The sequence below is a fragment of the Roseburia intestinalis L1-82 genome, assembly GCF_900537995.1.
Lineage (GTDB): Bacteria > Bacillota > Clostridia > Lachnospirales > Lachnospiraceae > Roseburia > Roseburia intestinalis.
Genome location: NZ_LR027880.1, coordinates 475,769 through 500,337, shown reverse-complemented (window position 1 = coordinate 500,337; position 24,569 = coordinate 475,769). Strand labels below are relative to the sequence as shown.

General features: G+C 46.1%; 31 protein-coding genes and 2 pseudogenes. 1 reads left to right on the top strand and 32 read right to left on the bottom strand.

The window, feature by feature from the left end:
* Positions 1 to 2 precede the first annotated feature (2 nt).
* From RIL182_RS02490 to RIL182_RS02390, 21 genes and pseudogenes are all read right to left on the bottom strand, one after another.
* Positions 3 to 1,772, bottom strand: coding sequence for a hypothetical protein (locus RIL182_RS02490; protein ID WP_134523009.1), 1,770 nt, complete (start codon positions 1,770 to 1,772; stop codon positions 3 to 5).
* Between the two features lie 106 nt (positions 1,773 to 1,878).
* Positions 1,879 to 2,424 carry a DUF6550 family protein gene (locus RIL182_RS02485; protein WP_006857283.1) on the bottom strand — a complete coding sequence of 182 codons (546 nt, stop codon included), beginning with the start codon at positions 2,422 to 2,424 and terminating at the stop codon, positions 1,879 to 1,881.
* Between the two features lie 112 nt (positions 2,425 to 2,536).
* Positions 2,537 to 3,085, bottom strand: a complete 549-nt coding sequence (locus RIL182_RS02480) for a hypothetical protein (protein WP_006857282.1) — start codon at positions 3,083 to 3,085, stop codon at positions 2,537 to 2,539.
* A complete protein-coding gene (locus RIL182_RS02475) occupies positions 3,082 to 3,486 on the bottom strand; it encodes a DUF4320 family protein (protein ID WP_207741227.1) in 405 nt (134 codons plus the stop codon). Before RIL182_RS02475 ends, RIL182_RS02480 begins: the two co-directional genes overlap by 4 nt.
* A 120-nt stretch (positions 3,487 to 3,606) precedes the next feature.
* Positions 3,607 to 4,473: a hypothetical protein gene (locus RIL182_RS02465; protein WP_055232646.1), complete on the bottom strand. Its 867-nt coding sequence runs from the start codon at positions 4,471 to 4,473 to the stop codon at positions 3,607 to 3,609.
* 20 nt (positions 4,474 to 4,493) lie between these two features.
* Positions 4,494 to 5,423, bottom strand: a complete 930-nt coding sequence (locus tag RIL182_RS02460) for a type II secretion system F family protein (protein ID WP_006857281.1) — start codon at positions 5,421 to 5,423, stop codon at positions 4,494 to 4,496.
* Positions 5,417 to 6,772, bottom strand: coding sequence for an ATPase, T2SS/T4P/T4SS family (locus tag RIL182_RS02455; protein WP_007884393.1), 1,356 nt, complete (start codon positions 6,770 to 6,772; stop codon positions 5,417 to 5,419). The genes RIL182_RS02460 and RIL182_RS02455 overlap by 7 nt, the downstream gene beginning before the upstream one ends.
* A complete protein-coding gene (locus RIL182_RS02450) occupies positions 6,769 to 7,569 on the bottom strand; it encodes a ParA family protein (RefSeq protein ID WP_118177376.1) in 801 nt (266 codons plus the stop codon). The genes RIL182_RS02455 and RIL182_RS02450 overlap by 4 nt, the downstream gene beginning before the upstream one ends.
* Before the next feature lie 12 nt (positions 7,570 to 7,581).
* Positions 7,582 to 8,430 carry a Flp pilus assembly protein CpaB gene (gene cpaB, locus RIL182_RS02445; RefSeq protein WP_118413061.1) on the bottom strand — a complete coding sequence of 283 codons (849 nt, stop codon included), beginning with the start codon at positions 8,428 to 8,430 and terminating at the stop codon, positions 7,582 to 7,584.
* A 115-nt stretch (positions 8,431 to 8,545) separates the two neighbouring features.
* Positions 8,546 to 8,965: a prepilin peptidase gene (locus RIL182_RS02440; protein WP_006857277.1), complete on the bottom strand. Its 420-nt coding sequence runs from the start codon at positions 8,963 to 8,965 to the stop codon at positions 8,546 to 8,548.
* 1 nt (position 8,966) lies between these two features.
* Positions 8,967 to 9,383 (bottom strand): septation protein SpoVG family protein, encoded by a 417-nt coding sequence (locus tag RIL182_RS02435; RefSeq protein WP_006857276.1) that lies wholly within the window; start codon positions 9,381 to 9,383, stop codon positions 8,967 to 8,969.
* Between the two features lie 60 nt (positions 9,384 to 9,443).
* Positions 9,444 to 9,674: a DUF6133 family protein gene (locus tag RIL182_RS02430; RefSeq protein WP_007886404.1), complete on the bottom strand. Its 231-nt coding sequence runs from the start codon at positions 9,672 to 9,674 to the stop codon at positions 9,444 to 9,446.
* Between the two features lie 80 nt (positions 9,675 to 9,754).
* Positions 9,755 to 10,168 (bottom strand): SpoVG family protein, encoded by a 414-nt coding sequence (locus RIL182_RS02425; protein WP_006857275.1) that lies wholly within the window; start codon positions 10,166 to 10,168, stop codon positions 9,755 to 9,757.
* A gap of 14 nt (positions 10,169 to 10,182) precedes the next feature.
* Positions 10,183 to 10,710: a YodL domain-containing protein gene (locus tag RIL182_RS02420; protein ID WP_044999056.1), complete on the bottom strand. Its 528-nt coding sequence runs from the start codon at positions 10,708 to 10,710 to the stop codon at positions 10,183 to 10,185.
* Between the two features lie 5 nt (positions 10,711 to 10,715).
* A complete protein-coding gene (locus tag RIL182_RS02415) occupies positions 10,716 to 10,961 on the bottom strand; it encodes a hypothetical protein (RefSeq protein ID WP_006857273.1) in 246 nt (81 codons plus the stop codon).
* The gene (locus RIL182_RS02410) at positions 10,955 to 11,242 is read right to left on the bottom strand and encodes an AbrB/MazE/SpoVT family DNA-binding domain-containing protein (RefSeq protein ID WP_006857272.1); all 288 of its coding nucleotides are present in this window, start codon (positions 11,240 to 11,242) and stop codon (positions 10,955 to 10,957) included. Before RIL182_RS02410 ends, RIL182_RS02415 begins: the two co-directional genes overlap by 7 nt.
* Positions 11,223 to 11,672: a hypothetical protein gene (locus tag RIL182_RS02405; protein ID WP_006857271.1), complete on the bottom strand. Its 450-nt coding sequence runs from the start codon at positions 11,670 to 11,672 to the stop codon at positions 11,223 to 11,225. The genes RIL182_RS02410 and RIL182_RS02405 overlap by 20 nt, the downstream gene beginning before the upstream one ends.
* Positions 11,673 to 11,694: 22 nt before the next feature.
* On the bottom strand, positions 11,695 to 12,669 hold the full coding sequence (locus tag RIL182_RS02400) for a DNA adenine methylase (protein WP_044999046.1): 975 nt from the start codon (positions 12,667 to 12,669) through the stop codon (positions 11,695 to 11,697).
* Between the two features lie 171 nt (positions 12,670 to 12,840).
* Positions 12,841 to 12,933: pseudogene (locus tag RIL182_RS22260) on the bottom strand (DUF4314 domain-containing protein); the annotation flags it as partial.
* 297 nt (positions 12,934 to 13,230) lie between these two features.
* Positions 13,231 to 13,428: pseudogene (locus RIL182_RS22255) on the bottom strand (DUF4314 domain-containing protein); the annotation flags it as partial.
* A complete protein-coding gene (locus RIL182_RS02390; protein ID WP_006857269.1) occupies positions 13,422 to 13,724 on the bottom strand; it encodes a hypothetical protein in 303 nt (100 codons plus the stop codon). The gene RIL182_RS02390 and the pseudogene RIL182_RS22255, both read right to left, overlap by 7 nt.
* Before the next feature lie 160 nt (positions 13,725 to 13,884).
* Here RIL182_RS02390 and RIL182_RS02385 point away from each other — a divergent pair, with 160 nt between their 5' ends.
* Positions 13,885 to 15,336 carry a DDE-type integrase/transposase/recombinase gene (locus tag RIL182_RS02385; RefSeq protein ID WP_044999044.1) on the top strand — a complete coding sequence of 484 codons (1,452 nt, stop codon included), beginning with the start codon at positions 13,885 to 13,887 and terminating at the stop codon, positions 15,334 to 15,336.
* Here the strand turns inward: RIL182_RS02385 and RIL182_RS21085 are convergent.
* The 11 genes from RIL182_RS21085 to RIL182_RS02330 form a co-directional block, all read right to left on the bottom strand.
* On the bottom strand, positions 15,301 to 15,546 hold the full coding sequence (locus RIL182_RS21085; protein ID WP_172606692.1) for a hypothetical protein: 246 nt from the start codon (positions 15,544 to 15,546) through the stop codon (positions 15,301 to 15,303). The two genes, RIL182_RS02385 and RIL182_RS21085, sit on opposite strands and share 36 nt — an antisense overlap.
* A 117-nt stretch (positions 15,547 to 15,663) precedes the next feature.
* Positions 15,664 to 17,316, bottom strand: coding sequence for a hypothetical protein (locus tag RIL182_RS02380; protein WP_006857268.1), 1,653 nt, complete (start codon positions 17,314 to 17,316; stop codon positions 15,664 to 15,666).
* The gene (locus RIL182_RS02375; RefSeq protein WP_044999054.1) at positions 17,306 to 17,914 is read right to left on the bottom strand and encodes a hypothetical protein; all 609 of its coding nucleotides are present in this window, start codon (positions 17,912 to 17,914) and stop codon (positions 17,306 to 17,308) included. Before RIL182_RS02375 ends, RIL182_RS02380 begins: the two co-directional genes overlap by 11 nt.
* A gap of 125 nt (positions 17,915 to 18,039) precedes the next feature.
* Positions 18,040 to 18,534 (bottom strand): hypothetical protein, encoded by a 495-nt coding sequence (locus RIL182_RS02370; protein WP_006857267.1) that lies wholly within the window; start codon positions 18,532 to 18,534, stop codon positions 18,040 to 18,042.
* A 65-nt stretch (positions 18,535 to 18,599) separates the two neighbouring features.
* Positions 18,600 to 19,334, bottom strand: a complete 735-nt coding sequence (locus tag RIL182_RS02365; RefSeq protein ID WP_227970554.1) for a hypothetical protein — start codon at positions 19,332 to 19,334, stop codon at positions 18,600 to 18,602.
* A gap of 171 nt (positions 19,335 to 19,505) precedes the next feature.
* Positions 19,506 to 21,182: a recombinase family protein gene (locus tag RIL182_RS02360; protein WP_006857265.1), complete on the bottom strand. Its 1,677-nt coding sequence runs from the start codon at positions 21,180 to 21,182 to the stop codon at positions 19,506 to 19,508.
* A gap of 52 nt (positions 21,183 to 21,234) precedes the next feature.
* Positions 21,235 to 21,387, bottom strand: coding sequence for a hypothetical protein (locus RIL182_RS21080; protein WP_006857264.1), 153 nt, complete (start codon positions 21,385 to 21,387; stop codon positions 21,235 to 21,237).
* Between the two features lie 111 nt (positions 21,388 to 21,498).
* On the bottom strand, positions 21,499 to 21,855 hold the full coding sequence (locus RIL182_RS02355; RefSeq protein WP_006857263.1) for a type II toxin-antitoxin system PemK/MazF family toxin: 357 nt from the start codon (positions 21,853 to 21,855) through the stop codon (positions 21,499 to 21,501).
* A 585-nt stretch (positions 21,856 to 22,440) separates the two neighbouring features.
* Positions 22,441 to 22,869 (bottom strand): RNA polymerase sigma factor, encoded by a 429-nt coding sequence (locus RIL182_RS02340; protein WP_044999042.1) that lies wholly within the window; start codon positions 22,867 to 22,869, stop codon positions 22,441 to 22,443.
* 488 nt (positions 22,870 to 23,357) lie between these two features.
* Entirely contained in the window at positions 23,358 to 23,531 is a 174-nt protein-coding gene (locus tag RIL182_RS02335; protein ID WP_006857328.1) for a cysteine-rich KTR domain-containing protein, read from the bottom strand.
* A 41-nt stretch (positions 23,532 to 23,572) separates the two neighbouring features.
* On the bottom strand, positions 23,573 to 24,430 hold the full coding sequence (locus tag RIL182_RS02330; protein WP_044999040.1) for a metallophosphoesterase: 858 nt from the start codon (positions 24,428 to 24,430) through the stop codon (positions 23,573 to 23,575).
* Positions 24,431 to 24,569: the final 139 nt, after the last annotated feature.

Below are 24,569 nucleotides of genomic sequence, written 5' to 3'. Positions count from 1 at the left end.
TCCTACCTCACATTCTGCGGTGCGATATGCCAGTCATCCCACAGGCTTCCAGATATCTGCACAGCGTTTGACAGGTTCACGGAAAGCATTCCATCCGGTGTCCAGCAGTCGAGCAGGTACGTGTATACCCGGTACTCCCCGTCCGGCATCCAGACCGGTGTGAAATGTGTCCTCCGGTAATAAGTGGAATACTCATTATTCTTAAATTCAAAGACCGCACTGTATCCATTTCTGGTTCTCTCTAAAAGCCGCCAGTAGGTTTCGTAATAAAATTCCGGGAAGTAACTGACTGCTGTCTGCGGTGCTGTTGTTGCGGATGTCTGGCTGCTCAATGCCCTTGCACTCAGGGAAACATTCACACCATACCCGCTTTTGGTAACCATGCCGTCCGCGGTCGGTGCCTTCTCATCCGTGACCAGATGCATATCTGCGGTCAGGGATGCCGAATAATGTTTCTCTTCAAATTCCCACCAGCCTTCATCCACATACTCGCCATCATCCTGCCAGTATCCATGGCTCTGTGTGCATCCTGCCTCACAGCTTGCCGAATGATCCTCTGACTCCCAGTTCCAGTCACTGTGCCATACCCATTTTTCCTTCCACTTGGCTTTCCAGACACTCCATGCCGCCTGTGTCTTTTCTGGATTTACAGGCATCACTGCATTTTCTTTCCGGTAGCTGTCATTTCTGTCATCTGCAACAGGATTTGGCGGTGGATTGTCATCCAGATCCACAATGTTCGCCGTGATGGTTCCCCGGCTCACGGATGCACTGCCTCCGCTGGCGGTCACGATAATCGTGATGTGCTGTTCCGTGGACGGGGTATGCCATTTTACCCACACGAGCTGCTGTCCGTCCTCCGGGTAATACACGTTTTCAACCTTGTAGCTTCTTCCCAGAATAGAAAATGTCACGGTGACGGAGTTGTCCGGATCACTCTGTCCTCCACTGACCGTGACCGCCGTTATCACATCCGTATCCACACGGTATTCATAGTCCGCTTCGATGACTTCCGGTGTGACCACCTCATTAAACCGCACGATGCCAAGTCCTAATGCGCGGATGATATCCTCATCATTCGCTTTCTCTGTCTTAGAGCCGCTCCACGCCGGATATCCTAAATCCGATGTTTCCAAAAACATGGCAAGCGGCAGGTTTTTATGGGACAGGGACGGCATTTTCTTTCGCAACAGGCCGCCCCTTAACTGGTTGTATTTTGCCGCTTCCGTGGCGGTAAACGCAGTCCTGACTCCCTCAAACGTCACATATGCAATCGGCTCTAATAACAGCTTGTACTCTCCGTTTGTCAGCGTCTGGAAATCCATGCCGACATATCCTGCAATGGCTCTGATCACCTGCTCGTCCGTAAAGTACTGTTTGATGGCTGCAAGGTTTGCCCCTCCTCTTGAAGTACTGATAATCTGTGGCAGGGACTGTGCTGGATTATAAAATGTATAGCCTCCCATCCTTGCAGAAAGTCCTGCGCCATTCCTGTAGGAAGTCTTGCTTACTTTTCCAAAATGCACCCGGATATCAGTCGGATGCTTGTTGGTAAGGTCAATGGATGCTGATGCAACTGAACCGTCGCTGGCTCTGATTACCGTTACACGCACACCCTCATCGTGGCTGCTCCAAAAATTAGTTCCCGTTCCTGCTCCCATACCTCCACCGCCATTGTCGATGTTCCCTTCCCCGGCTGCATAAACCGATACCGGCATTGCCATGGCAAGCAAAAGCACAAACAGCAGGATTTTCTGTTTGATATATTTCATGCATTTCTCCTTTAAACACAGCGGGCAGATATGGCACACTGCCCGTATCTGCCCACAAAAAAAGCACAACATTTTCTGCTGTGCCTTTCCTTTACGTTCTGTTTATTTAATCCATGATTCCGATCTTATTGCCATTTTCATACATGTCATCTGCGTAGGTGCCTGAGCCTTCCCCTTCATCGGTAATCCATCCGAAGCCTTCCACATATACCATGCCGTCTTTGGTATCACCTGTCTTTGGCGTCTGGTTCTCTGCCGGAGCCGGTTCCTCCTGTTTTTCCTCCTCATAGGACGGTGGTGTATCCGGCTGGTCCGTGGCGGTTCCCTCAGACAGTGCAGGCGGCTCACTCGGTTTTTCCTCTTCTGTTTTCTCCGGGGTTTCCTGAATTTCCTGCTCCCTGTCATTTACGGAAGTTCCTGTCTCCGTCTCGATCACAAGCGGCTCTTCCATCTCTGCTTCTGTGCTTTCTGCCGGAGCCGGTTCCGGTGTTTCTGTCTCCACAAAAAGTTCTGTCTCCTCCGATTCTCTCTCCACGACCTGTGCCTCCCTGTCCGGCTCATGGTAGAGCACCCTGCTGATTCCAAACACAAGCACCGCACATACTGCTAGAAGTCCTGCGACTGCCAGCCACTTTTTTGTCTTATCTTTCATGGCATTCCCTCCTTATGCTTTTTTGATTGATTTTCGTAGTTCACACGCTACCATAGAACGTCTGGAAAGTCTATGGAAATGTAATAAGTCTTACGATATCTGTAACATGTTACTAAAATTTCTCCCGGTAGGCCGCCCTCACCTTCAACCTGACCGACATATTCGACAAGATTTTTCCTGCGAAACGCACAGGCACTTCCATCGTGACCTCTGCATCCGCATAATAAGTTCCTCCCGGCGATGCCAGTGCCGTGTTGTGGATGTCCACAGAAAGATTTTTGAGCCTGTACTCCAGTTCACCACTGTTGTTATAGCGGACATAACTGTTCCCATCCTCTTCCAGACCAAGCAGAAAACACATCCTGCCATAGATATCCCCATGGTCCACGGATGCCGCAAATCCCGTATCGTCCGGCTCATATCCTGCAGCATATCCTTCCCTGACACCATGATAAACTTCATTGTAATTGTCGTTTACCACGGAAACTACGGCAGATTCCATGGCATCTTTGATTCCGGCTGCCGTGATGACAAGGCGCATGTATTCTGAAACACCAAGGATGATAAAAAGCATGGCTATTGTTGCAGCTACAGCAACCGGGGCCATGCTTCCCTCCTGCCCTGTCAGAAGTCTTTTGAAGCTCTGATAGCATTTTCTCATTTCCAATACACCTCACTCTTTCCCGATGCCCTCGCCCTTATGGTTACCGGGAACGACCTTAATTTCCCAAAAAGTCCGAGGTCTTTCTGCAACGTCAGTGTTACCGTCACCTCTTCATTCAACTGGATTTTTCCGGTTCTTGACCAGCTTACGGCTGGATGTATCCCTGTTTTTTCCTCCAAGGTTCTCTGCCTTGCGGTTGTCTCACTTCCAACCCTGCCGCTGATCTCTGCCTCCCTCACCAGCTCGTCTGCAAAATTGTCAAGCTGTATCTTCGTGATAAAAACCGGGAATATCCTGACGCCAAGGGCAATGACAAACATCACGCAGAATACAACGACTGCCGCATCGATATATCCCTCCCCCTTTTTGTCCCTCATGATTTTATAGATCCGTTTCATTTTTTGCCTCATTTCTGCGCACGCTTTTTGCGCATAACGAGTTTGTGTCAAGTGCGCGCAGACACAAATCTCGCGATTGAAAAATTTTATTTTTCAATCTTTCTCCTTCCTGCGCTTTTATCAGAACAGTGTTCCCATGGACTTTATGATCTCATAGCCGATGATGGCAAAATAGGTTGCAAGGAAACATAAGAGCATGGCAAAAGAAAAGACACGGATTTTCGGCGGGATTTTTGCTGCCTTTGCCTTTAACCTCTGCAGTTCTGCCTGCTTGAAGTCGTGTGTGAGCATCTGGAAATACACTGCACCGTCATCGCCTCTTAACACACCAATCAGTCCACGGACCACATCGGAGAGCTGCGGGGAATTGAGCCTTGCCTCGAAACGGGTGAGTGCTGCCTCATAGCTGCTGGAACGCATGTCGGCACACACAATGTCCAGTTCCTTCTGGAACATCTCCCCGGCATTTTCCTTATAATGCTCCAGCATGGAAAGTACATCCCTGCTGTTTTTCAGCTCCTGTGTGATGGTGGAAACAAAACGGTACAGCTCTCCCTCGATCTGCTCTCTTTTTTCCCTTACCAGCTCTTCTGCTTTTCTTGTCTCCTTATAGTAGACCATGACTCCTAAAAGCACGAGCAGGATGGCAAGCAGCGGAAATACATGCAGTGCCGGAAGGATCAGGAGAAAAATGCTCCCTGCCTTCAGATAGGCATACGCCATATAGGTTTCCGGTGTCATCTTAAGTCCTGCCGCATTTAGGACATTCTGCATCCTGCTTTTTTTGTAGGCATTCATCCCGATGTATTTTCCTAAGTATGCCGCTCCGTCCATGTAGAACGCATCCAGTGTTTTCTGCAGTTTCTTTTCTTTCTTCCCTGACTGCATCATCGCCCTGCCGGTCCGCAGTGTCGGCAGCTTTAAGATGCCCGACAGCAGAAGGAACAGTCCGCATGCCGTAAGGATGAATACAACTATCAGTACGATTTTCAATTTATCCCTCCCCCTTATGTCCGGTATTCAATCGGCTTTGTCAGTTTTATGACGCATGCCGTGGAAACAAAAATAATTGCGCCGGTAACTGCCAGCATAATCTGTCCGGGGATGGTATGCATGAGCGTATCGTACCAGGACTGGTTCAGGAAATATAACAGCGGGATATTCCCCACTGCCAACACCACCATTGTGATAAATTCCTTTCTGGGTTCAAATACCAGATATTCCAGCTCTGCATTCACGATGCGCATGTCCGACAGTTTCGCCACGATCGGTGTCAGCGTTGTCTTTAGTGACCTGTCATACAGGCAGGACTTTAAGGCATCCACCCACTCCATGAACACATCATTTTCAATCTTTCCCTTAAGCTCCTCCAAGGCTGCTTCAAGGTCTGGATCTATGAGGCGGATTCTTGACACAAAATCTGCAAACACGGTCTTGACCGGCGGATTTAAATATTCGAGGTTTTCCTCCACCGAAGTAAGGATGTCCTCACTTCGCAGGTATGCCGTTGTAATAATGGACAGTGCGGTTTCCAGTTCCGATGACACATCCTTTTTGAAATGGGATGCGGTCAGCCTGATGTACCAGAACGGCAGAAATAAAAATCCGCACGCCAGCACCGGAATTAAAAAAACATTTCCGATCATGACGGCAATGGCTGCTCCTGCGGCAAACAGCAGGAGGGATGCCGTGCATAAAAGCGGGAACAGCTCCTCCCTGTCCGTTGTTTTCAAAATTGCCTGTACTTCCTCGATTTCCCTTCGGAAATAGGATTTTTTCCTGCGCTTGGTTTCCTCCAGTATCTCCTCACGGATTCCTTTCGGTGCGTCCAAAAGCCTGTGGAAAATGTTCCCCGTAAAGTCATTTAGCCGGATGTGGAACAGCAGGAATGCCCCTGTAATGATCCCGATGCAGGCAATGACCTGTAATGTCAGCATGCTTTCTCCCCTCCTTTTTCAATTCTTTCCAGCACATCTTTTGGCATGCCGTTTTCCAAAAATCTCTTTTTGAGGCTCTCGGAAATTCCGCACACCTTCTTATGCGTGCCGTTAATGATAAAGCGGTCCCCTTCCATCCGGTTTTCGGTGATCTCATAGCGGTACAGCGGGTTAAACTTCCGCTTTCCGTCTGCCGTGATCTCACACTCCATGATTTCCATGAGTTTTCTCTTGCGGTTCTCAAGCTGCTTGGTGAACACCACGATAGGGAATGCCTCCGTTACAAGGTCCATCAACACCTCATCATCCATGTCATATTTTCTCTTGCACAGTGTCCTCATTCGGCTGTAAGTGGATTCACAACTGTTGCTGTGGATCGTGGTAAGCACTGTATGACCGGTTCTTGCCGATTCCTGTGCCGTGTACGCCTCCGAACTACGCATCTCCCCGACACAGATGATCTCCGGGTTGAAACGCAGTGCCATATCGAGGAGCATGTCCTGATCAATATTCTGCTTTTCATTTTCGCTGTATCTGGTCAGCGTATGGATGACACTGTTGGTCACTTTTCCATCCTTTTCCCTTACAAGTGCCAGCTCACGGCTGCCGTTTTCGATGGTAAAGATGCGCTTTCCATCCGGTATGGTGGTAAGCAGCCAGCCTGCAAGCGTGGTCTTTCCCGAACTGGTTGCTCCTGCAACACAGATGCTGATTCCATAACGCAGGCACTCTGCCAGAAAATCCAGCATTTCCCCTGTTGCGGTGCCGCCATCCACAAAGTTTTCCTTTTTCAGGCTCTGCGGATTGACAATACGGATGGACGCTGCAATCCCCACATCTTCATCCACAAGCGGCGTCTTTAACACGGCGATTCGGATATTTTTGCTCAGATGCCCTAACACCGCAGGGGAGGCATTGTCCAACACCATGCCCGACACATGGAGCATGCGCCTTATGACATTGACCGCATGCTCCGGGGACTCGAAGTGTTCCTCCAGCTTTTCACACCTGCCGTCATTGTACTGTATCTCGATATCCCGCCAGGAATTGATATCGATTTCCTCTATCCCGGTTCCAAAAATGTACTTGGTGAGGAAGGAAAACTCTGCCATTTCCGTGTAAAGGTCATCGATCAACTGTTCCTGTGTTTTTCCCTTTACCGTGATGCGGTAGTCGCAGATATACTTTGTGATGTACCGCTTGACCTGCTGTTTTACTTCCTCGCTCCCGCCTTCTACCATGAGCGTGGAATATTTGCTGGAGATATACTCCTGCACCTCTTTTAAGACATCCGAAAACGCCCTTCCCTTTTCCTCCGGGGAAAAGAACAGATTCTGGTTGTTTTTCATACCCCGAATACCTCCCTGCTGATTTTCTCTATCTCCCTGCGGAATGTCCGGCTCTCTTTCAAGCCGAGTTCCCCAAGCAGTTCCCCTTCTAAAAACTGTGCTTCCACCTCACTGCTGTGCGGAATCTGGAACGACACACTGCCAAGGATCTGTTCCATGTGGCTGCTCGCCTCCTGCTGTCTGATATTGGACACGGCCTTTAGCTGCTTGTCGGCATCCCATTTGTGGTCTGAGAGCAGTGGAAGCTGGGAGGATAAGTAACTGATGGATTTTAAGTCACACCCTGCCAGCCTTAATACCGTATCTGCCTCCATCAATGCGACTGCCGACAGGATATCCGATGCGATATTGCTGGTGCAGTCCACGATGACATACGGTGCGATCTGTGCTGCAAGCTGGAGCAGTTCTGCCGCCTGCTCTTTTTCATAGGGCGGATAGGTGAACACATTCTCCCCCTTTAACATCCCGACCATGGAAAGATAATCATTCTTCCGGTAGAACATGCAGTTCTTCTTGATGAGGTTTTCCGTCACATGGGATGCGGCAAGAATGCTCCCCAACGACCTTTCCTGTTCAATGTCTGACGGTGCGCATAAGTAGGGCAGCGGCGGCGTGACCATATCCGCAAGGATTAAGATGACATTTCTTTTTTTCTTTGCCAGATGCTCTGCCAGTTTCACAGACACCACCGTCTTGCCAGAGGAAGGGCTGCCCCACACGGCAAGCACGCCTCCCTCTTCCGGCATCTCTTCTTCCCTTTCCTGCTCCAGATTTCTCTGGAACAAAGAATTTTTCATGAAATTCAAACACTATTCCTCCATATCCGTATCATTTTTCTCGTCTGCCGAGGTTTCTTCTGCCGTCACTGCATCCGCTTCCCCTCCTGTCCTCGGCACCTCATTTTTTACAACAGATACCTCTTCTTCCTCTGTGGTTTCTTCCAGAAGCTCCTCCAGCACCAGATCCTGTGCTTCAATGAACTGTGCGGCTTTCTGGCTGTCTCCCCTGTATACCAGTGACAGGTGGATTTCTCCCTCTGCTTCCAGCCTTGCCAGCAGTCTGCTCTGCTCCGGTCTGACTAACACCGTGACGGTGGACGGAAGCTCCTTCTCCTCTTCCTGCTCCTGTGTATTGGCATCATAGCCGGACTTTGCCGTCACTGCGATGACCTCCACATATTTTAATTCTGCCGGGATGACTGTCTCGCCGCTGCCCAGGTAATCCGGTGCGATGACCGACACGATATCCCCGCTCTTTAATTTGCCGGAGAGTCCTTCCGCAAAAGAACTGATAGTGATGGAGATTGCCTGTTTTTCCCCGTTTAAGTTGTACAGGTATTTATTTTCTGCAGCCGGCTCGTCCGCTACTTTTTCTGCTACGATATAATCCCCTGCATAAACATCTGCGGTCAGATATTTTCCTTCCGCCTCCGTGATGCTCCTTAACACATTTTCGGGCAGGTTGTAACCTCCCACCTCGACTTCCTGCAGCATTCCTTTTTTGATCTCTTCGCCTGCCTTAACGTCCTTTACAAAACGCACGATTGTGGTCTTTTGGGACAGTCCGGCATTGACAAGCGGTGTTACTGCAAAACAGATGAGCAGGGACACTGCAATGCAGAGTACCCCAAGAACAGTACGGTTTTTTAACAGTTTCATGATTCTCTTCTCCTCCTATCTCGATGTCTCCGTATATTTTTTCTTTCTTGCTGCCATGACAGTTCCTGCAAGCAGTGCCACAATCCCTGCCAGTAATAATTTCTTTTTCAATTCTTTAACCTCCTATCCAGATACCAATCAGCATTCCTGCAAAAAGAAACGGAACAAGCGGGTATGCCTGTTCCTTCTCCTCTTTTTGTTTCTTTCTGTTCTTTTTTCTGCCCATGTTCCCTGCCGCATGCCACAGCACCAGCAGACACAATGCAAGGAACAGTCCCGTAAGCGCTTGGCTCGCTCCAAGTATCAGGCCGCATGCCCCCATGAGTTTCACATCCCCTCCGCCGATTCCTCCTATGGTAATCCCTGCAAGGAGCAGCGGAAGTCCTGCAAGAACACCCAAAAAATTTGGTGTTCCCGGTGGCAGCACGCTGGTAAGTGCCACCAGAACAACCAGCCAGTCCGGGATGGTCCTTGTCCGTATATCCATGACCGCCGCCAAAGACAGGGCAGAAAAAAAGAAAGCCAGCCTTATCATGTTACATTCCCATGTTCATGCCGCCTTCTTCCTGTTCCAGCTCCTCTGCCTCCTCCGGTTCCTCGTCCAGATCCGTCTGCTGGTGCATAAAAGTTTCATACGCTTTCTGTACCGTCTGGTCAAATTTTTCCTTGGTTCCCCTGTCGGCAAAGAACACCGCATCCCTGTACTGTTCATTTGCTCCTGCCTTTGTTTTCGGCATGGCAACGGTCAGCCCGTAGTCATCTTCCTTGATTCTGACATTTCGGATCGTCATGAAATCCCCGATTTTTACATCGGCAAGGGCAAGGACGCCCTTTTCCGGCTGTGTTTTTGTAATGGCAGCCTCCATCTGCATGTCTGCCCCTGCGTCTGCCTGCACTGCGGCATTTTCCTGTACTGCTTCCTGCTGTGTCTGTGTATTTGCTCTTCTAGGCATCTGTTTTCCTCCATATCCTTCTGTTATTTTTCCTGTTTCACTGTTCTGGACCGGTGTCCCTTATCCTGCGTAGTTAAACATGTCCTGAATTCTCTGGGTAAGGGTAGGCATCACCACATCCCCGAAGAGTGCATAAAGACCTGCCAGGAGCAGTGCGCCGAGAACGACTGCGATCAGGATTTTGACCGCCGTATCCACATAGTTCTCACCCTTGGTATCCTTCATTAACATCCCTGCTCTTACGGCAACTGCCTTTACATTCTGTGCTGCTTTTTTCATCATATTTCTCATATCTTTTTCCTCCAATTTTTTCTCATGGTCTGCCGGACCGTTCCTGTGCGGTCCGCTCTATGTTCTCTGGTTTTATCCTGTTACATTCCTGCCATCTCCATCGGCTGTCCTTCCGGTGCCTGCATCCCATGATGCTTTGCCACCGTGTCCTGCCCCTGCGAGATTGCCTGCTCATAAGCTCCGATGACTGCTTCATGGAGCTGTTTTCTGCATTCCTGCGTGATAGGGAAACAGATGTCCTTGTACTCATTCCCAACCTTATAGCTTGGCATGGAAACAAACAGTCCATTGCTTCCCTCAATGATCTTGACACCCCGGATTGCAAATGCCCCGTTGATGTTTACGGATGCCGTTCCCTTGATGCTTTCCCTCGGCCGGATGGACTGGATGCGCACATCAAACTGGAGCAGGGAGTTTTCTTTGTTCCCTGCTCCGGATGGTGCCAGCTGTTCTGTGGTTTCTGCCCGGCTCTGGGCAGTTTTTGCCTTTGGCATAATGCTCCTCCTTGTTAAAATCTGATTTCCTCATACCCGGATGGCTCGACATAGAAAAAGCGGCTGACTTCCCCATCCGCAAACTCGACCACATCCGAAATGGACAATGCATGTCCCTGAAACCCTTCCGGTACTCTCCGTCCGTATTTCTCCCAGACTTCCTCCAGACTATAGTTTTCTATCTCCCCCTCATAGACTCTGACATATTCCTCCCTGCGCGGTCTGTCATACCCTCTCTTTTTTCTCTCTGCCAGACTGATAAACCGCATCATGATTGGACTGTCCTGTCCCAGTTGATAGATTCTAAGCCTCCTCCCTTCCCCGATACTGACCTCCGCTGTCTCTTTGACACCACCTCCCTCCGACAGCCGGTCATACACACCCTCCCGGAATACGGGTTCCACCAAAAACTGTTCCTTCACAAACGAAACCAGCTCCTCTTTCTGGAACATGCAGTCGATGACTGCTGTCCCATCTCCCAGATAGCCAGCCGGATTCCCATAATAAAATACAATCCCGTTCTGAACATAAATCCTTTTCATACGCATTACCCACCCATGCTGCGCAGGTAAGGGATTAACTGCCTGTCTAAGAATGCCTTGTCCCCGCAGAATACAAACATCTTGGAGAGTCCGATCAAAAACGGTTCGCCCTCCATGGTGTGCAGGGTGATGATGCTTCCCTCACTGCAGTGCCGGATAAATTCTGCAATGGAGCAGAGATTCCCGTCCACCAGCGTCTGGCTGACCTGATCGTCTTTGATTTCAAATGCCCTGTACTTATTCCTTAACAATCCGTACCTCCCTCCTGCTGTGCGAATTTCAGAATCCTTGCCGCAAGCGCCACCTGTTTTGCAGGACTCATATGTTTTACCGCTGCATTTACATAGGCTTCCACTGCCTGCGGGTCCTGACTCCCCATCTCAACGATATCTACTTTGGATACCACAATCTTTCCACTGCTCATGGACAGCTTTACGATATCCCCGCTCTCAAGCTCTGCCATCTGGCGGAATTCTTTCGGAATCAGGATACGTCCTTTTTCGTCTAACAGCTTATACACCGGTTTTTTCATCCGTCCCCTCCTCTGTGGTCCGCAAGATGATGTTTACCTTATCCTCCGTGATGCCAAGCTCCCTGCAGATGGCAAGCAGTTCCTCCGGCACTTCCGTCCCCTGCACAAGTTCTGACGGCAGGATGATAATGCGTCCTTCCTGACACACAATGTCAAGGTCTGCGTCCATCGGGATTCCGGCATCCCTTAATAATTCTTCCGGTATCTGGAACGCAATGTTTTCCTCCTTTGCCAGTTCCTCTGCCACATCCTGTCCTGCCCTTGCAAGCAGGAACTCCTTTGCCGTGTTCTTAAGTTCCCCGTCCTCTGCCATATACACAAGTTTCACGGTGTCACCGGTACAGATACCAGCCTGCTCTAACACCACTGCGGGAATCTCAATACACCCGTTTTCCGTCATCTTTCCTTCCATTTCTACTAACTGAAGCATGTTTTCCTCCTTTTTTCCTTTTTTATGTGTCCTGTGGCTCTTCCTCTGTCTCCTTTCCCCTCCACCGGACCGTTTTCTGTTCCCCATACAGTTCAAACAGATTCATCTGCATCGGCATGCTTTTTTTTCTTTCCTCCATGTCATAGTTTGCGATCAGCACTTCCGGGAACTCACTTCCGTTGTCATACCTCTGTGCAAGGTTATTGATCCTTGTCACCGCTTCAATCTGAAAGTCCTGATACAGCTCACGGATATAGGCACAGTCGTTATAGGAAACCATGAACTTTCCCTGTATGCCTTTTAAGGTATCCCTGAGCCTCACATGATCTTCCTTACGGAACACCACCTCATAGTGTCCCTCGGTTTCAAAATACGGCGGATCGCAATAAAAAAAGGCATTCGGTCTGTCATATTGACGGATGAGTGCCTCAAAATCCTTATTCTCGATTACGGTATCCTTCAGCCTGCGGTTTGCCTCCCAGATGATGGTAAAGGTTTTGCGTATGTCAAAAGGCTGGCATCCATAAGAGGTGCATCCGCTCCCATAGCTGTAGCGGATAATCTTATAGAATGCCGCCGCCCTTTTCACATCACCTACTGCGGCACGCTCCATGAGGATGTCACGGATTTCTGCCGCCTCCGGTTCTTTTAAGAAGTGCGTTGCAATCTCCAATTCTTCCGCAAGATGTTCACTCTTAAATTCTTCCATGGCCAGAAATTTCCGCAGCGTTGTAAATTCATCTCTGGAGTTGAGCGGCAGGAAGGACAGTTCCCGAAGCAGTGCCATTGGCCTTTCCTTGACACAATAAAAGAGGTTTGCAAGATTTGAATTGAAATCATTGTAAACCTCCATGCATTTATCCGGCGGTTTTCCGAATAAAACCCAGCCGCCACCGCCAAATACTTCTATGTAGCGGTCATAGTTTTTCGGCATGCGCAGATAGATCAGATCGCGCAGTGCTTTCTTGCCGCCAACCCAGCTTATGATGCTGTTCAAAATTTTTTCCTCCTATTTTGGTTCATTCATATGGAAAGCCTCCCCCTGCACCGGCAGTTCGTCCACCATCCTGCGGATGTCAGCCACCTCCTCCGGCATCTGTGTAAAATCCACATGGTGGTCCCTTTCCACAAGCGGTGTGTACCAGTAGTCATATGGGATATAATACTCTGCCAGTGCCTGTTTCTGTTTTTCACTCAGGGAGCTGGTCCCCTGCTCCATCATGCCGCCCGGCGTCATGAAAATCGTTCCGAAGTGTTCCCCGGAAGACTCCAGATCAAGCGTGACAAGTGCCAGCGTGCGTATGCCGGAATCCCTTCCGCAGACCACCGCCGGCATCATCACCATCCCATACTCCTCATCCACATATCCTTCCCCGTACACGGTTTCAAATGCCTGATGCATGGCAAGCAGCTTTTGGGCAGCATAGGCGGTATCCCCTCCATTGCATGACACATTCAGCAGATAGAAATCTGTTTCCTTTAATATCTCATTTATTTTCCCTAAAAATTCCCTGCATTTCTTTTCGGACAGGGTTTCCTTCTGCGGTACAACAGTAAAGTCATCCTCCTCCACATTCAGAGCCAGCGTGCTTCCATTTTCCCATTCCACATGTATCTGTCCGATATCATCCACACCAATTACTTTTCCCTCCATGCCGGACGGCATCTGGTGTTCCCCTTCCATCTGCCCCAGCCTGACCACGGTACCCGCAGGATATCTCTCCTTCAGCCGTTCTATCTGTTCCCTTCTTAACATTCCTCACCTTCCTCGATTTCTTTTACCAGTTTTCGGATTCGTATTCCATCCTTTATTCCCTGTATATAAAGCTGTTCCTGTTTAATCTGGCTGATGTCTAACATGCATCCAAAAAGTTCTGTCACCATCCTGTACGCTTGCGGGTTTGGCAGCTCCAGTTCTTTTCTTAAGTCTGCCAGGAACTTTTTTTTCTTCTTTGAAAGTTCCCTTGCCTCTTCCTGATCCATGATCTGCTGGCGGTATGATTCGATAAGCTCCCCAAAAAACTGCACCATGACTGTATCATCCAATTTCATCTGTTTGCCTCCTTGTTTTCTTTGGTAGTGTCAAATTTACTATCTATTTTTTCTTTAAAAACCTTTATTTTCGGGAGTTTCAAATAAAAAGAGCATTGACCTCCCTTTTTTGGTATAATGTCCTCGACCAAAATTCCACTAACCAAAGGAGACAATGCTCATGAACATTATACTTTATTTACTTAACTACATTCAATACCAACATAAACAAATCTGCTGGCTTTTAAATTTTATTTGCAGATATATTCCTCTCAAACAGTGGACTTTTGATGATTCCCATTCTCCAAAATATCAAAAATTTAAAATTGATAAGCTTCCTGTCATCAAAACCTTTATCAAACAGGACTGGCAGTTCCTTCTTGAGTACTACCAGTGGAAATACGGTAAGCCTGTCAAACCAGTTCAGCGCCGTAATGGTAAATCCATTTCTGAAGATACCGTCTGCCCTTTATGTGAGGCTCCACATCACTACATTTACGACAATAATGGCGGTAACGGTCAATACCAGTGTAAAGTCTGTGGACAGACCTTCTGCTCCGGCGAAGTCGTTACAACACCTTTTCGCCTTACCTGCCCTCACTGCAGAAATACCCTCGTTCCAAAAAAAGACCGCAAGTTCTTCCGCATACATAAATGCGTCAATCCAAAATGTCCTTACTATCTCCACAATCTTAAAAAAGTGGATCAGAAAGACCTTGCTGAGGATTATGGCAAAAACAAATATAAACTCCATTACATCTACCGTGAATTCACTGTGGATTTCTTCGCCATGGACCTAACCTCTCTTCCAAAGAATGCTTCTTCACTGAAGTTTTCAAAGCATAATGCCCATGTGATGTCTCTGTGTCTTACCCTGCACATCAACCTTGGTTTATCCTTAAGAAAAACCTCGCAGGCACTGAAAGATCTTTATAACATCAACATCTCACACCAACAGATAGCCAACTACTGCAAAACAGCCTCCATCTGTATCAAACCATTCGTTGATCACTATGATTACAAACCAGGCAAAGTATTGACTGCCGATGAAACCTACATCAAAGTTCGTGGTATCAAAGCATACATCTGGTTTATTATGGATGCTGTAAGCCGCTCTATCATTGGTTATCAGGTATCCGACAACCGCAGTGTCGGTCCCTGCATCCTCGCAATGAGAATGGCTTTCAGACATTTCGATAAACTTCCTAAAAACTTTAAGTTTATTGCAGATGGATACAGTGCTTATCCATTAGCAGCGATGGAGTTTGCCCAAAGATTTAAAGATACCTTTACATTCAACATCACACAGGTAATCGGTCTCACCAATGATGACGAAGTTTCCAAAGAATTCCGCCCTTTCAAGCAGATAATCGAACGCCTTAACCGCACCTACAAAGCCTCTTATCGCCCAACCAATGGATTTGACAACTATGATGGTGCCAACTACGATTTAGCTTTATGGGTTGCTTATTATAACTTCCTGCGGCCACATAAGCACAACAAGTATCAGGTTTTAAATAAGGTTGATATGCTCACCAACGCAGACAACATGCCCGGCAAATGGCAGTTACTCATCTTTCTCGGTCAGCAGACAATTTTAAATCTGCCAGCCGAAGGCTCTAACTGTTCTTAGATTCCAAGCCAGAGGTAATAAACCAGCCACCGCACCAGCGGCTGTGCCCTTGATGGCACGCAAAAAAACTGCTACACTGCTGTAAACGACGGAAAAATCTCTAACTGTTCTTGAGTTCTTCGCCGTCGGTGAATCACCTACAGCAGTTCTTTTGTGTGCTGTCAAGGGTGGCGGAAACCTATCTCTGACTGAAATATCTGCAATTTTCAAGGTTCAATCGAGCCTTTTTGTTTTGGCTCATTTTTTCATAGATCACTTGACACTACCTTTTCTTTGGGACACACAATACTACATACACCAGCACATATCCAGCAGAATATTATTTTTTTACAGAGTCTGCGTCATGCCATGATTCCAGATTCTGTCCAGTTCTTCCTCCGTCATGACGCCCCAGTGTCTTTCCTGTGTCCAGAAACTGACATACAGTTCTCCCTCCTGCGTATAGATTGGTCTTTGTTCAAAGCCTTCTCCCCAGCCGTCACTCATCTGTCCGTCCCAGAAATTTTTCAGTTCATAGATTTCATTTTGTGTCAGAGGCTGGCAGATACTGCATTCCAGAACTCCGAACAGTTCTCCCCGGATGTTCTGCACTTTGGGGAATGCACTGATCACTTTTGCAGCCACCTGTCTGTTCCCGTCAAAATAATGCATGAGTCCCCTCGGCTCTTCTTCCACATGCCTTTCTTTGAGGATGGCTTTCTGGATTTGTTCCTCATAATCTGCCAGTTCACTCCGGTACAGCGTTTCCTGCTCCTCTCCATCCTGATACATCATCCCTGCCAGCGAACTGTAAAGGCAGAACGTTTCACAGGGTATCCCGTTTTTTTCAAGCAGATCGGCAAATTCCCCCTGATATTCCTGATACTCATGGATCGCCCTCTGCGTGCCAACAAAGCCCTCTGGAATAAATCCGCTGTCTGCCATCGTTGCCTGTCTTTTATCACGGGCAACCCCGGCATAATCAATATGCGGCAGGAGAAGTTCATCAACTTCAAACATCCCCGCTTCTTTAACCAGAAATTCCCCATACTCTTTATCCGTATGTATCTGCGGATGTATTTCAAATTCATCCAGATGCTTTGCGATGTAAGTGATATCAGTAAATTCACTTGTCCCCACGAATCCTGCCGCCATTGCAAGCCGGTCCATTTTTGCTTCATCAAAACAGCTGACGGTCTGGCACATCTCATTAAAAAGAGTCAGTTTCTGGACATCACCCTGCAGAGACATACACATATCTTCCGGGGAAGGAAGGATGCTTTCCGGCAGCCGGATATTTTCTATCCCGTTCACAATGCCTTCAGCAAATGCTGCGATGTTGAGTCTTTTCTTTACCTTATCCATGGCACTGATGTCCGTTGGAAGATAAAGGTATTCCTTATCCCCTGCCTCATTTTCAAGAGATAAAACCGCCACGGTTTCATCCGGTCTGTCGATGTATTCTGGAAAGGTTTTTCCGTTATAGACCTCCTCCATCTGGAATCCCTGATCTACCAGTATCCCATGTGGCAGGAACTTACATTTTCCTTCTGAAAAAATCCTCTGTGCATATGCATTAAAATCTATTCTGCTCTTTTCTTCTTCTGAGATTGCAATGTGCCGGTCCAGATAAAGTCTCAGCCCGACACGGTTTCCGTCCGTCAAGTCTGTGAGCAGTGACAGTCCCTGCAGGCTGTAAGTCAGGTTGATCAGTTGTTTCATCTCCCGGATGCCTGTCTCACTGCTGTAGACACCCACCACTCTTTTTTCATATTCCGTCATTCCATCCAGCCTTCTGGCAAAGAAATTAAGTTCGTCCATGTTGACGGTCTGCCCTTTCAAAAATCCAAAATAGGGCGGTTCATCCCGTACCTCACTGATACAACATACCGGCATAACATCTTCTATCCCGATACGTTTCATGTAATACTGCATGTCCATGTCCGTTACCGGCAGAGTCATATCTACCGTCTGTTCCCTATTTTTTGCTCTAATCTTCATTCCACACCTCCTGTTCTACGATGTCCACCCCATACCTTTCCATCACAAATGCATTCACGATAAGCCTTAAGATTTCATCCGGTATCAGTTCCCTGTCGGTCAGCTCCGACAGCCGGATATGCTTTGTCCCCAGATACACATCCCTAGCTGCATGGAACAGGATATATTGTTCCAGCGTAACGCTGCCAAGCCGGATGCGGTCAAAATAAATCCCCGTATCCAGCACCTGCTTAGAAACTTTCTCCCACAGGTTTTCATCTGCAGACAGAAGAAATACTGCGGCGGCATAATTCGGAAGTCCGCACAGGTTCTTTTTCCGTCTGCCAAGCAGCAGGGAAGAAAAATCCGTTCTGTGCCTGCTGTCATAAAAAATCAGTTCCTTGTCTGCATTTCCAAATACCTCCTGTATTCTTTTCTTTAAGTGTTCCATCTGCATCCGGCTGATGACACAGTCCACAATCTCTGAATAATTTCCTCTGCTTTTCCACTCTTCCATGTCAAACATCCACCCATGCCCTCTGGGACGGTATCCCGGCGGCTGGCGCATCTGCCGTTCTAATAACTGCAGTCTTGGGCTGTTGCAAAAAAATCCCGACATCCACTCTGTCTCCTTCCTTTTTCCATAAAAAAAAGACAGCACCCATTCCATTTCTAAAATAAGTACTGCCTTACATGTTCATCTGCATCCCTTTTTCCTGTTCCAGCCTTTCTGACTTGACCTCCTCATAAATTTTTGCGACAGGTTATTTCATACTGCGGCTTGTTCATCTGCCTGATCGGTAGAAACAGTGCTTCTTCCATTCTCATGCCATATTTGAGCCGCTCCCAGACCAGCGAATAATCTTTTCCATAATAGTTCGCTATCTGTGCCAGTCCATGAAATTCCTTTCCGCAGAAAGAAAGTGTTTCCTTCTGTATGATTTCTGCGATAGCTTCCTCGGCTGTCTTTCCGTCCTGCAGTCTTTTTGAAATGACGGCGGCACTGGTCCCGTACTCCTTTGCAATATCCGTCAGGCTTTTATATTCCCTGCCCCAGACGGTGTAGGTCTGTGCATCTTTTACCTTTTTTGCCCTCTCTACCGACTGTTCAATATCTTTTGTCCTGTAATATTTATGTGCCAGCGGAGAGTAAGGCAGGTCCAGGTCATCGCACAGTTCATGCAGTGAAACATATTTTTTCCCTGCATAGTCTATCTCATGTCCTTTTCTGCGCTTCACTTCATCCCCTTCCTTTCGGATAAAAAAATAGCGATACCCATTTCATTTCTAAAATAAGTACCGCCTTACATGTCCATGTGCATTCCCGCTTCCATCTCCCCTGCCTCTTCCCCGCCCTCCTGTACTTCCAGTTCCGGTATCATGTTTCTGTTTAAACTGATTTCCTCCTGCTTCATCTGTTCTGAAATTGCTGCAAGTGCAATGCTGTTCATCTTGTTCTGCAGGTAAGTTTCAAACTCCCCTTTCGCCTCTGTCACGGTTTTATCCATCTGTTCAGCAAACAGTTTCTGCAGATAGGGGATATTACTTTTTAACTCCTGCCGTACATTTTTCAATGTCGAGACGATATTTCTCCGGTCCTCCCTGCTCAGGACACGTTTCTCATCCAGAAGTTTTTCAATCTCCTCTGACCTCTTTTCCAGTTGCCGCACCAAGTCACGGGTTGCTTCATCCACTTCCCGGCGCATTACTTTCTGCCTGTCACTGTATGGGCATGGTTCAACGAATGTCCCATTCACTTTTGTAATGGTAACCGGTATCCCCTCTCCAATGTTAAGTGATGTGATTGCTTCGGCAAACTGTGTATAGGACATCTCCACCTCAACGATCATGTCATTGATGTCTGTCCCTGCCAAAAACCAGTCCTCGTTGCCCTCCCTTTCCATCATGCCTTTTGAAATGGACAGGCGTATGACATTATTATGCATGATGGAACTTCCAAACAATGCCGTTCCTGAACCACCGATTGAGGACCTTGCAAACCGAATCATTCCGTAACTTGGGTGCTGCTTTTTCTCCATCCCTGTTTCTTTTCCTTTCTCTGAATTTTGTCCCAAAATACTTAAAAATCTCTTTTTTGCCTCTATGCATCTATAAAAACGTGGAAAAAAATAGGGCAAAAACTGGTCATTTTTTGCTCCAATTTTTGCCCTCAAACCACAACATCTTGTGGTCTAACATGCCTATTTTTCTTATTTTCCACAATACTGCATCAGAACTACCGACTCAACGGTATTACCTTTTTCCCACAAGAGCCGCCTTACCTCTTGTCCATCACGATATATCGGAAAATTAAACTCTATCGACTTCAAAGGCATCTCTGACTCTCCATTAGGATATATCTGAATTTCCTTTATTAGATAAGTTATAAGACTTTTCTTTTCCTCGTCACTTATTATATCATAGAGCTTTCCGAAATTCAGCATAAGCTTGTAAATATTGTCCAGAGTGATTGCTTCCATTTCAATAGAACTTTTTCTCAGCTTTGCATCTTCAATCCGTTCTTCCAACTCGACAATCGTATCATACAATCCATCAAGCCTTAATGTCATGTCGTGGATTTTTCTTTCTCTGAAACGAGCATCAATAGGCAGATTATCAATCTCTCGTTCCAGACGGGCTTTATTCAAATCTACTTCTTTCAGCTTGCTCTCATAATTGGCAAGTTCCTTATCAATTGCAGTGGTATCAGTCTGCACACCAACACGCTTTTCTATCTCTTTTGCAAAATATTTATCACTTACCAATTCCTTGACGGCTTCAATTACAAGTGGTTCAATGTCTGTTTTTCTAAGAGATGCCTTGTAATCACAATGATGCCCTCGTTCCTGCTTATTCCTACCGCAGATATAATAGTAAACTTCTTTGTATGTGCCATCTTTATTTGTCCAAGCATGTTTATTCGTATACATTGAGCTTCCACAAAGAGGACACTTTAATATTCCCGTTAAAAGATGCGCCCTGTCCTTACCAATTTTGGACGGCTGCTTAATTCCTGTTGCCATACGTTTTGCGTGAACTTTTTGCCATAATTCTTCGCTGACTATTCCTTCGTGCTGTCCATCTTCCAGAATATAATCATCTGTATGAATCTGCTTATATTCATTTTTTGTGCCTTTTACCTTTTCTCGTGTTCTCCTGCCATAAGCAATCTTGCCACAATAGACAGGATTATCTAATATCAACCGTATGAAATGGCTGCTCCAAGTTTCTAATGTTCCATTCTGACGGGGTATCTTTTTTATTCCTTGCAAATTAAGATATTTTGCAACTCCGCCAAGCCCTATGTCTGAATTGGCAAACTTATCAAATATAATTCGGATTGCTTCAGCTTCGGTTTCATCTATTAAGAGCTGATTGTCTTTCAGATAATATCCATACGGAGCAAAACCGCCATTCCAACCTCCCTGTCTTGCTTTTTCTCTGCGTCCGTTCATTGTCTGTTCAATGATATTTTCTCTTTCAATTTCTGCAACCGCAGATAATACAGAAATTAAAAGTTTTCCACTTGTCTGTGATGAGTCAATACCTTCCTCAATACAAATGAGATTTATTCCATACGACTGCACAAACTCCAATGAATTTAGAATATCTGCCGCATTTCTTCCAAATCGTGAAAGTTTATAAACCAGAATATAATCTATCTCCAATCCGTTCTTTATATCAGAAAGCATCTTCTTAAAAGCAGGTCTCCCCTCAATAGATTTTCCCGATTTACCTGCATCTTCATATATACCAACAATCTCCATTTCTTCTCTGTCAGCAAATCGTTTCAGGCTATTCTTCTGCCCTTCAAGGCTATATCCGTCCACCTGCATTTCAGTACTTACTCTCGGATATAGGACACATTTCTTTCCTTCTCTGTTCATCGTACCACCTCCATAAATTTATAGGGAAATGTGATATGTAAGGCTGCGTAACCTACGCAGCAAAATCCAATTCCTGCAAAACAGTCTTTCCGTATTTTTCAACTATCTGTACCATAACATTGATAAAAGAATTGAATGTTTCGGTTTCATCTTTCAACTGTTCGTTTGGCAGTTCTGTATTTTGAATTAAATTTTCATTTCCCATAAACGAATACCTCCGCTAAAGCTAAAACGGCTGTACCTCTAAATTATAGAAATACAGCCGCCATTTTACCAATGTGCAAATCTATCCCGCATACCTGCTTTACACATTTTTTCATATTTTTTTAAGTGCAACACTAATGGCAAGAGCCTTGTTAACTCTTGCCATTATGCTATTGGGCATCATTCCCATATACTGTTTTAACCTCTGCTTATCAATTGTCCGTATCTGCTCAAGCAGGATAACAGAGTCCTTGTCAAGCCCTTCATAATTACTTACTGCGGTATGTGTGGGCAACTTTGCTTTTGTGTGTACTCGGCTCGTAATTGCTGCAATGATTACCGTCGGGCTGTGCTTGTTTCCTATATCATTGGAAATGATAAGTACAGGTCTTGTGCCGCCTTGTTCTGAGCCGATAACGGGGTTAAGCTCTGCGTAGTAAATATCGCCACGCTTAATAATTCTTTCCATTGTGTTTGACCTCCCATCTGGATTTAGGCAGATGAGTTCTGCCTATGTAGGCAGCCAAACAAAAGGAAGTTTTTAAGGTCGGAAGAATATTATCAATATCTCTGTTCTTATGACCGCCTTTCGTTTGGCTGATATGATAGAAGCATTTCAATTTGTCCTCGACACCCCGAAATGCTATGGGAAGTCGCCAAACGGTCAGCAGCGAACTGACGCCACGGGAGTTCCACCCCAACTGTCGTTCTGACAGAGCCGCCCTCATTGCCTGCGACGGTTTTTTCACGCTCGGACTGTGACTGGACGGGAGTATCATTATCCTCTTTGTGGGTTATGGCGAAATCGGGAGCTGCCCGATATTTTGAGTCGGTAAAGATAGTCTCACCACCTTTCAATCGCTCGCTGCCTTTTGACAGGTCGTGGCGTACCGCTGCACACGCTTATGCTCATCACAATCACAAAGAGAAAGTATTTGGCGAATGGGTATTCATTTATCAAGGAGCAATCCCGTTTTCGCCACACAAAGGAAAACAGGGCAAGAGTTTTTTGTCCTCTCACCCTGTAGCCCGTGGGAATATTCAATTTTCCCCTCTACTCAAATAACTTTTTTAATTTTTCTTTGAGCCTATCCATTCTTCTGTAAACAGCTTTTTCAGTAATATCCAGATACACCGCAATTTCACGGGTTGAATATCCTTCTATCTTCATCAAAGCAATCTGCAATGTAAGCCTGTCCACCTTAATCAAAACTTGATAGAGGTGCTGATTTTCGATACTGTCCAGAAAATCCTCAACCGTTTTGACTTCGGGCTGTGTAGTATCTTCAACAAGCTCGTCAAGATATGTACCTGTTTCCTGCACTCGCTGATAATACCGTCTGTCTGAATTAAAAATCGCCCAATCGTGAACACGGAGCTTTTCTATATCGTCCTCATTAACCCCCAAGCTCCGTAACTGTTTTTCCTCGGCTTCTTTCCAGAGCCGCCATTTCTTTTCTTCTCTGGCTTTGTTGTAAGCCATAATGTGTACCTCCAATCTGAATTTTTTTGAGAAATTCAGATTGAGGTGGGCTACGGCACCCAATGCCAGAAGCAGGTTTATCCTGTGTTGCGACAAAAAACAACAAACAAAAAGCCGCAAAGGTACTAAGACCTCTACGGCAACACGCATAATTATCTCTATGATATAGATATGTGACTTCTACTCGAAAAGTAGAAAAGTGCCACGAGCAAGCAAGGCTTTTTTTAATAAGTTATCCTCACTTCTACGTGACACTATGTAAATAACTGCTGCTTCTGATAAGCAGCGTGATGGTCGTGCTTGACCAACACATAAAAATCCCTCCAAACTCGAAAACGGGTTTAGAGGGCAGTAAAATTTAGTCTGGGCGTGACAAAGCCGCCCACCAAAGCACCGTTTTTTTTATTCGGCGGGCTTGTCCTACCTATGGTTATATAAAAACAGAGCCGACAAACTGCGATTACTCACTTGTTCATCGGCTCTGCATCTTATGCGTCTGGCTCTTTGATGACGGTTATTTGTAAATCCTTTACATCAATCAATGTTTCCTGTTTACATTTTGGGCAGTAAAGAGGATAGTTTTTCAAAACTGTGTCCTCTCTGATTTTGTTTCGGGTTTTGTTTCCGCAAAGAGGACATAATAGCCATTCTGTCTGCTTCAAGTTACAACCTACCTTTCAAAATTAAATACATTTACTTACTATCATTCTGCGATAAGCTCCAATAACACGATTTCTGGACGGTTATTAAATCGAATAGGAATAATACTATTGCCAAGTCCTCTGCAAACAATCATATTTGTGTCACCTTTCGTATATAAGCCTGCATCATATTTTGGAAACAAGCCTTGATTTGGAGCAACCAAACCGCCAATAAACGGTAAACGAAACTGACCACCATGTGCGTGACCACTGAAAACTAAATCGACACCACAATTTACATAGGCTTCAAACAATTCTGGGCGATGTGAAAGCAAAATAGTGTAATTGTCTTTATCTCCGATTAGTCCCCGTAATTTCGTATCAACCATAGCAGGAACTTCTCCAAACATATCCCCTTTAAGCGTAAAGCTTGGGTCGGAAAGTCCGATAAGCGTAATGTCATCTCCATTATATTCTAACTGCATTGCTTTATCTTCAAGGACAACTACACCAGTATTTTCAAGTTCTGCTTTAAGCTCATCATACTGTGACAAACTGGCTTCGTGATTGCCTGTTACATAATATGTATCTGCAATTTGAACAGCTTCTTTTGCAAAATCAAGGGCAACATCAATGTCCGTATGTTCAGCATCAACTAAATCACCCGTTATTACTATTATGTTTGGCTCACATTCTGACAGTATTTGTAACAGTTCTGCATTGTCTTCTCCGAACACTGCATTGTGCAGGTCGGATATTTGAGCTATCCGAAAACCATTAAATGCAGCAGGGATACGATTGCTTGAAACAGTCACCGTACTCAACGTCAAAGCTGTATTGCTCCAGATAGTCCAAATAATCAAAGCAGCAATCAACGTGCATACAGAAATCAAAGTTTTTTTAGATAATCGTTTTTTCATGGTGTTCTCCATCTTTCCTATATTATGATATAGAGCCAACCTTACAATTAGATGAATTTTGACTTACAAAATAGTAAGCTAAAAGAGGCAGACAATTCCGTTCAAGAATTACCTGCCTGCCCCTCTATGAATGCAATAA

Bases quoted from the DNA above. Each gene is read 5' to 3' on its own strand.
- RIL182_RS02490 (WP_134523009.1), bottom strand. From the start codon at position 1,772: ATGAAATATATCAAACAGAAAATCCTGCTGTTTGTGCTTTTGCTTGCC.
- RIL182_RS02485 (WP_006857283.1), bottom strand. From the start codon at position 2,424: ATGAAAGATAAGACAAAAAAGTGGCTGGCAGTCGCAGGACTTCTAGCA.
- RIL182_RS02480 (WP_006857282.1), bottom strand. From the start codon at position 3,085: ATGAGAAAATGCTATCAGAGCTTCAAAAGACTTCTGACAGGGCAGGAG.
- RIL182_RS02475 (WP_207741227.1), bottom strand. From the start codon at position 3,486: ATGAAACGGATCTATAAAATCATGAGGGACAAAAAGGGGGAGGGATAT.
- RIL182_RS02460 (WP_006857281.1), bottom strand. From the start codon at position 5,423: ATGCTGACATTACAGGTCATTGCCTGCATCGGGATCATTACAGGGGCA.
- RIL182_RS02455 (WP_007884393.1), bottom strand. From the start codon at position 6,772: ATGAAAAACAACCAGAATCTGTTCTTTTCCCCGGAGGAAAAGGGAAGG.
- RIL182_RS02450 (WP_118177376.1), bottom strand. From the start codon at position 7,569: ATGAAAAATTCTTTGTTCCAGAGAAATCTGGAGCAGGAAAGGGAAGAA.
- cpaB (WP_118413061.1), bottom strand. From the start codon at position 8,430: ATGAAACTGTTAAAAAACCGTACTGTTCTTGGGGTACTCTGCATTGCA.
- RIL182_RS02440 (WP_006857277.1), bottom strand. From the start codon at position 8,965: ATGATAAGGCTGGCTTTCTTTTTTTCTGCCCTGTCTTTGGCGGCGGTC.
- RIL182_RS02435 (WP_006857276.1), bottom strand. From the start codon at position 9,383: ATGCCTAGAAGAGCAAATACACAGACACAGCAGGAAGCAGTACAGGAA.
- RIL182_RS02430 (WP_007886404.1), bottom strand. From the start codon at position 9,674: ATGAGAAATATGATGAAAAAAGCAGCACAGAATGTAAAGGCAGTTGCC.
- RIL182_RS02425 (WP_006857275.1), bottom strand. From the start codon at position 10,168: ATGCCAAAGGCAAAAACTGCCCAGAGCCGGGCAGAAACCACAGAACAG.
- RIL182_RS02420 (WP_044999056.1), bottom strand. From the start codon at position 10,710: ATGAAAAGGATTTATGTTCAGAACGGGATTGTATTTTATTATGGGAAT.
- RIL182_RS02410 (WP_006857272.1), bottom strand. From the start codon at position 11,242: ATGAAAAAACCGGTGTATAAGCTGTTAGACGAAAAAGGACGTATCCTG.
- RIL182_RS02405 (WP_006857271.1), bottom strand. From the start codon at position 11,672: ATGCTTCAGTTAGTAGAAATGGAAGGAAAGATGACGGAAAACGGGTGT.
- RIL182_RS02390 (WP_006857269.1), bottom strand. From the start codon at position 13,724: ATGAAATTGGATGATACAGTCATGGTGCAGTTTTTTGGGGAGCTTATC.
- RIL182_RS02385 (WP_044999044.1), top strand. From the start codon at position 13,885: ATGAACATTATACTTTATTTACTTAACTACATTCAATACCAACATAAA.
- RIL182_RS02380 (WP_006857268.1), bottom strand. From the start codon at position 17,316: ATGAAGATTAGAGCAAAAAATAGGGAACAGACGGTAGATATGACTCTG.
- RIL182_RS02375 (WP_044999054.1), bottom strand. From the start codon at position 17,914: ATGTCGGGATTTTTTTGCAACAGCCCAAGACTGCAGTTATTAGAACGG.
- RIL182_RS02365 (WP_227970554.1), bottom strand. From the start codon at position 19,334: ATGGAGAAAAAGCAGCACCCAAGTTACGGAATGATTCGGTTTGCAAGG.
- RIL182_RS02360 (WP_006857265.1), bottom strand. From the start codon at position 21,182: ATGAACAGAGAAGGAAAGAAATGTGTCCTATATCCGAGAGTAAGTACT.
- RIL182_RS21080 (WP_006857264.1), bottom strand. From the start codon at position 21,387: ATGGGAAATGAAAATTTAATTCAAAATACAGAACTGCCAAACGAACAG.
- RIL182_RS02355 (WP_006857263.1), bottom strand. From the start codon at position 21,855: ATGGAAAGAATTATTAAGCGTGGCGATATTTACTACGCAGAGCTTAAC.
- RIL182_RS02340 (WP_044999042.1), bottom strand. From the start codon at position 22,869: ATGGCTTACAACAAAGCCAGAGAAGAAAAGAAATGGCGGCTCTGGAAA.
- RIL182_RS02330 (WP_044999040.1), bottom strand. From the start codon at position 24,430: ATGAAAAAACGATTATCTAAAAAAACTTTGATTTCTGTATGCACGTTG.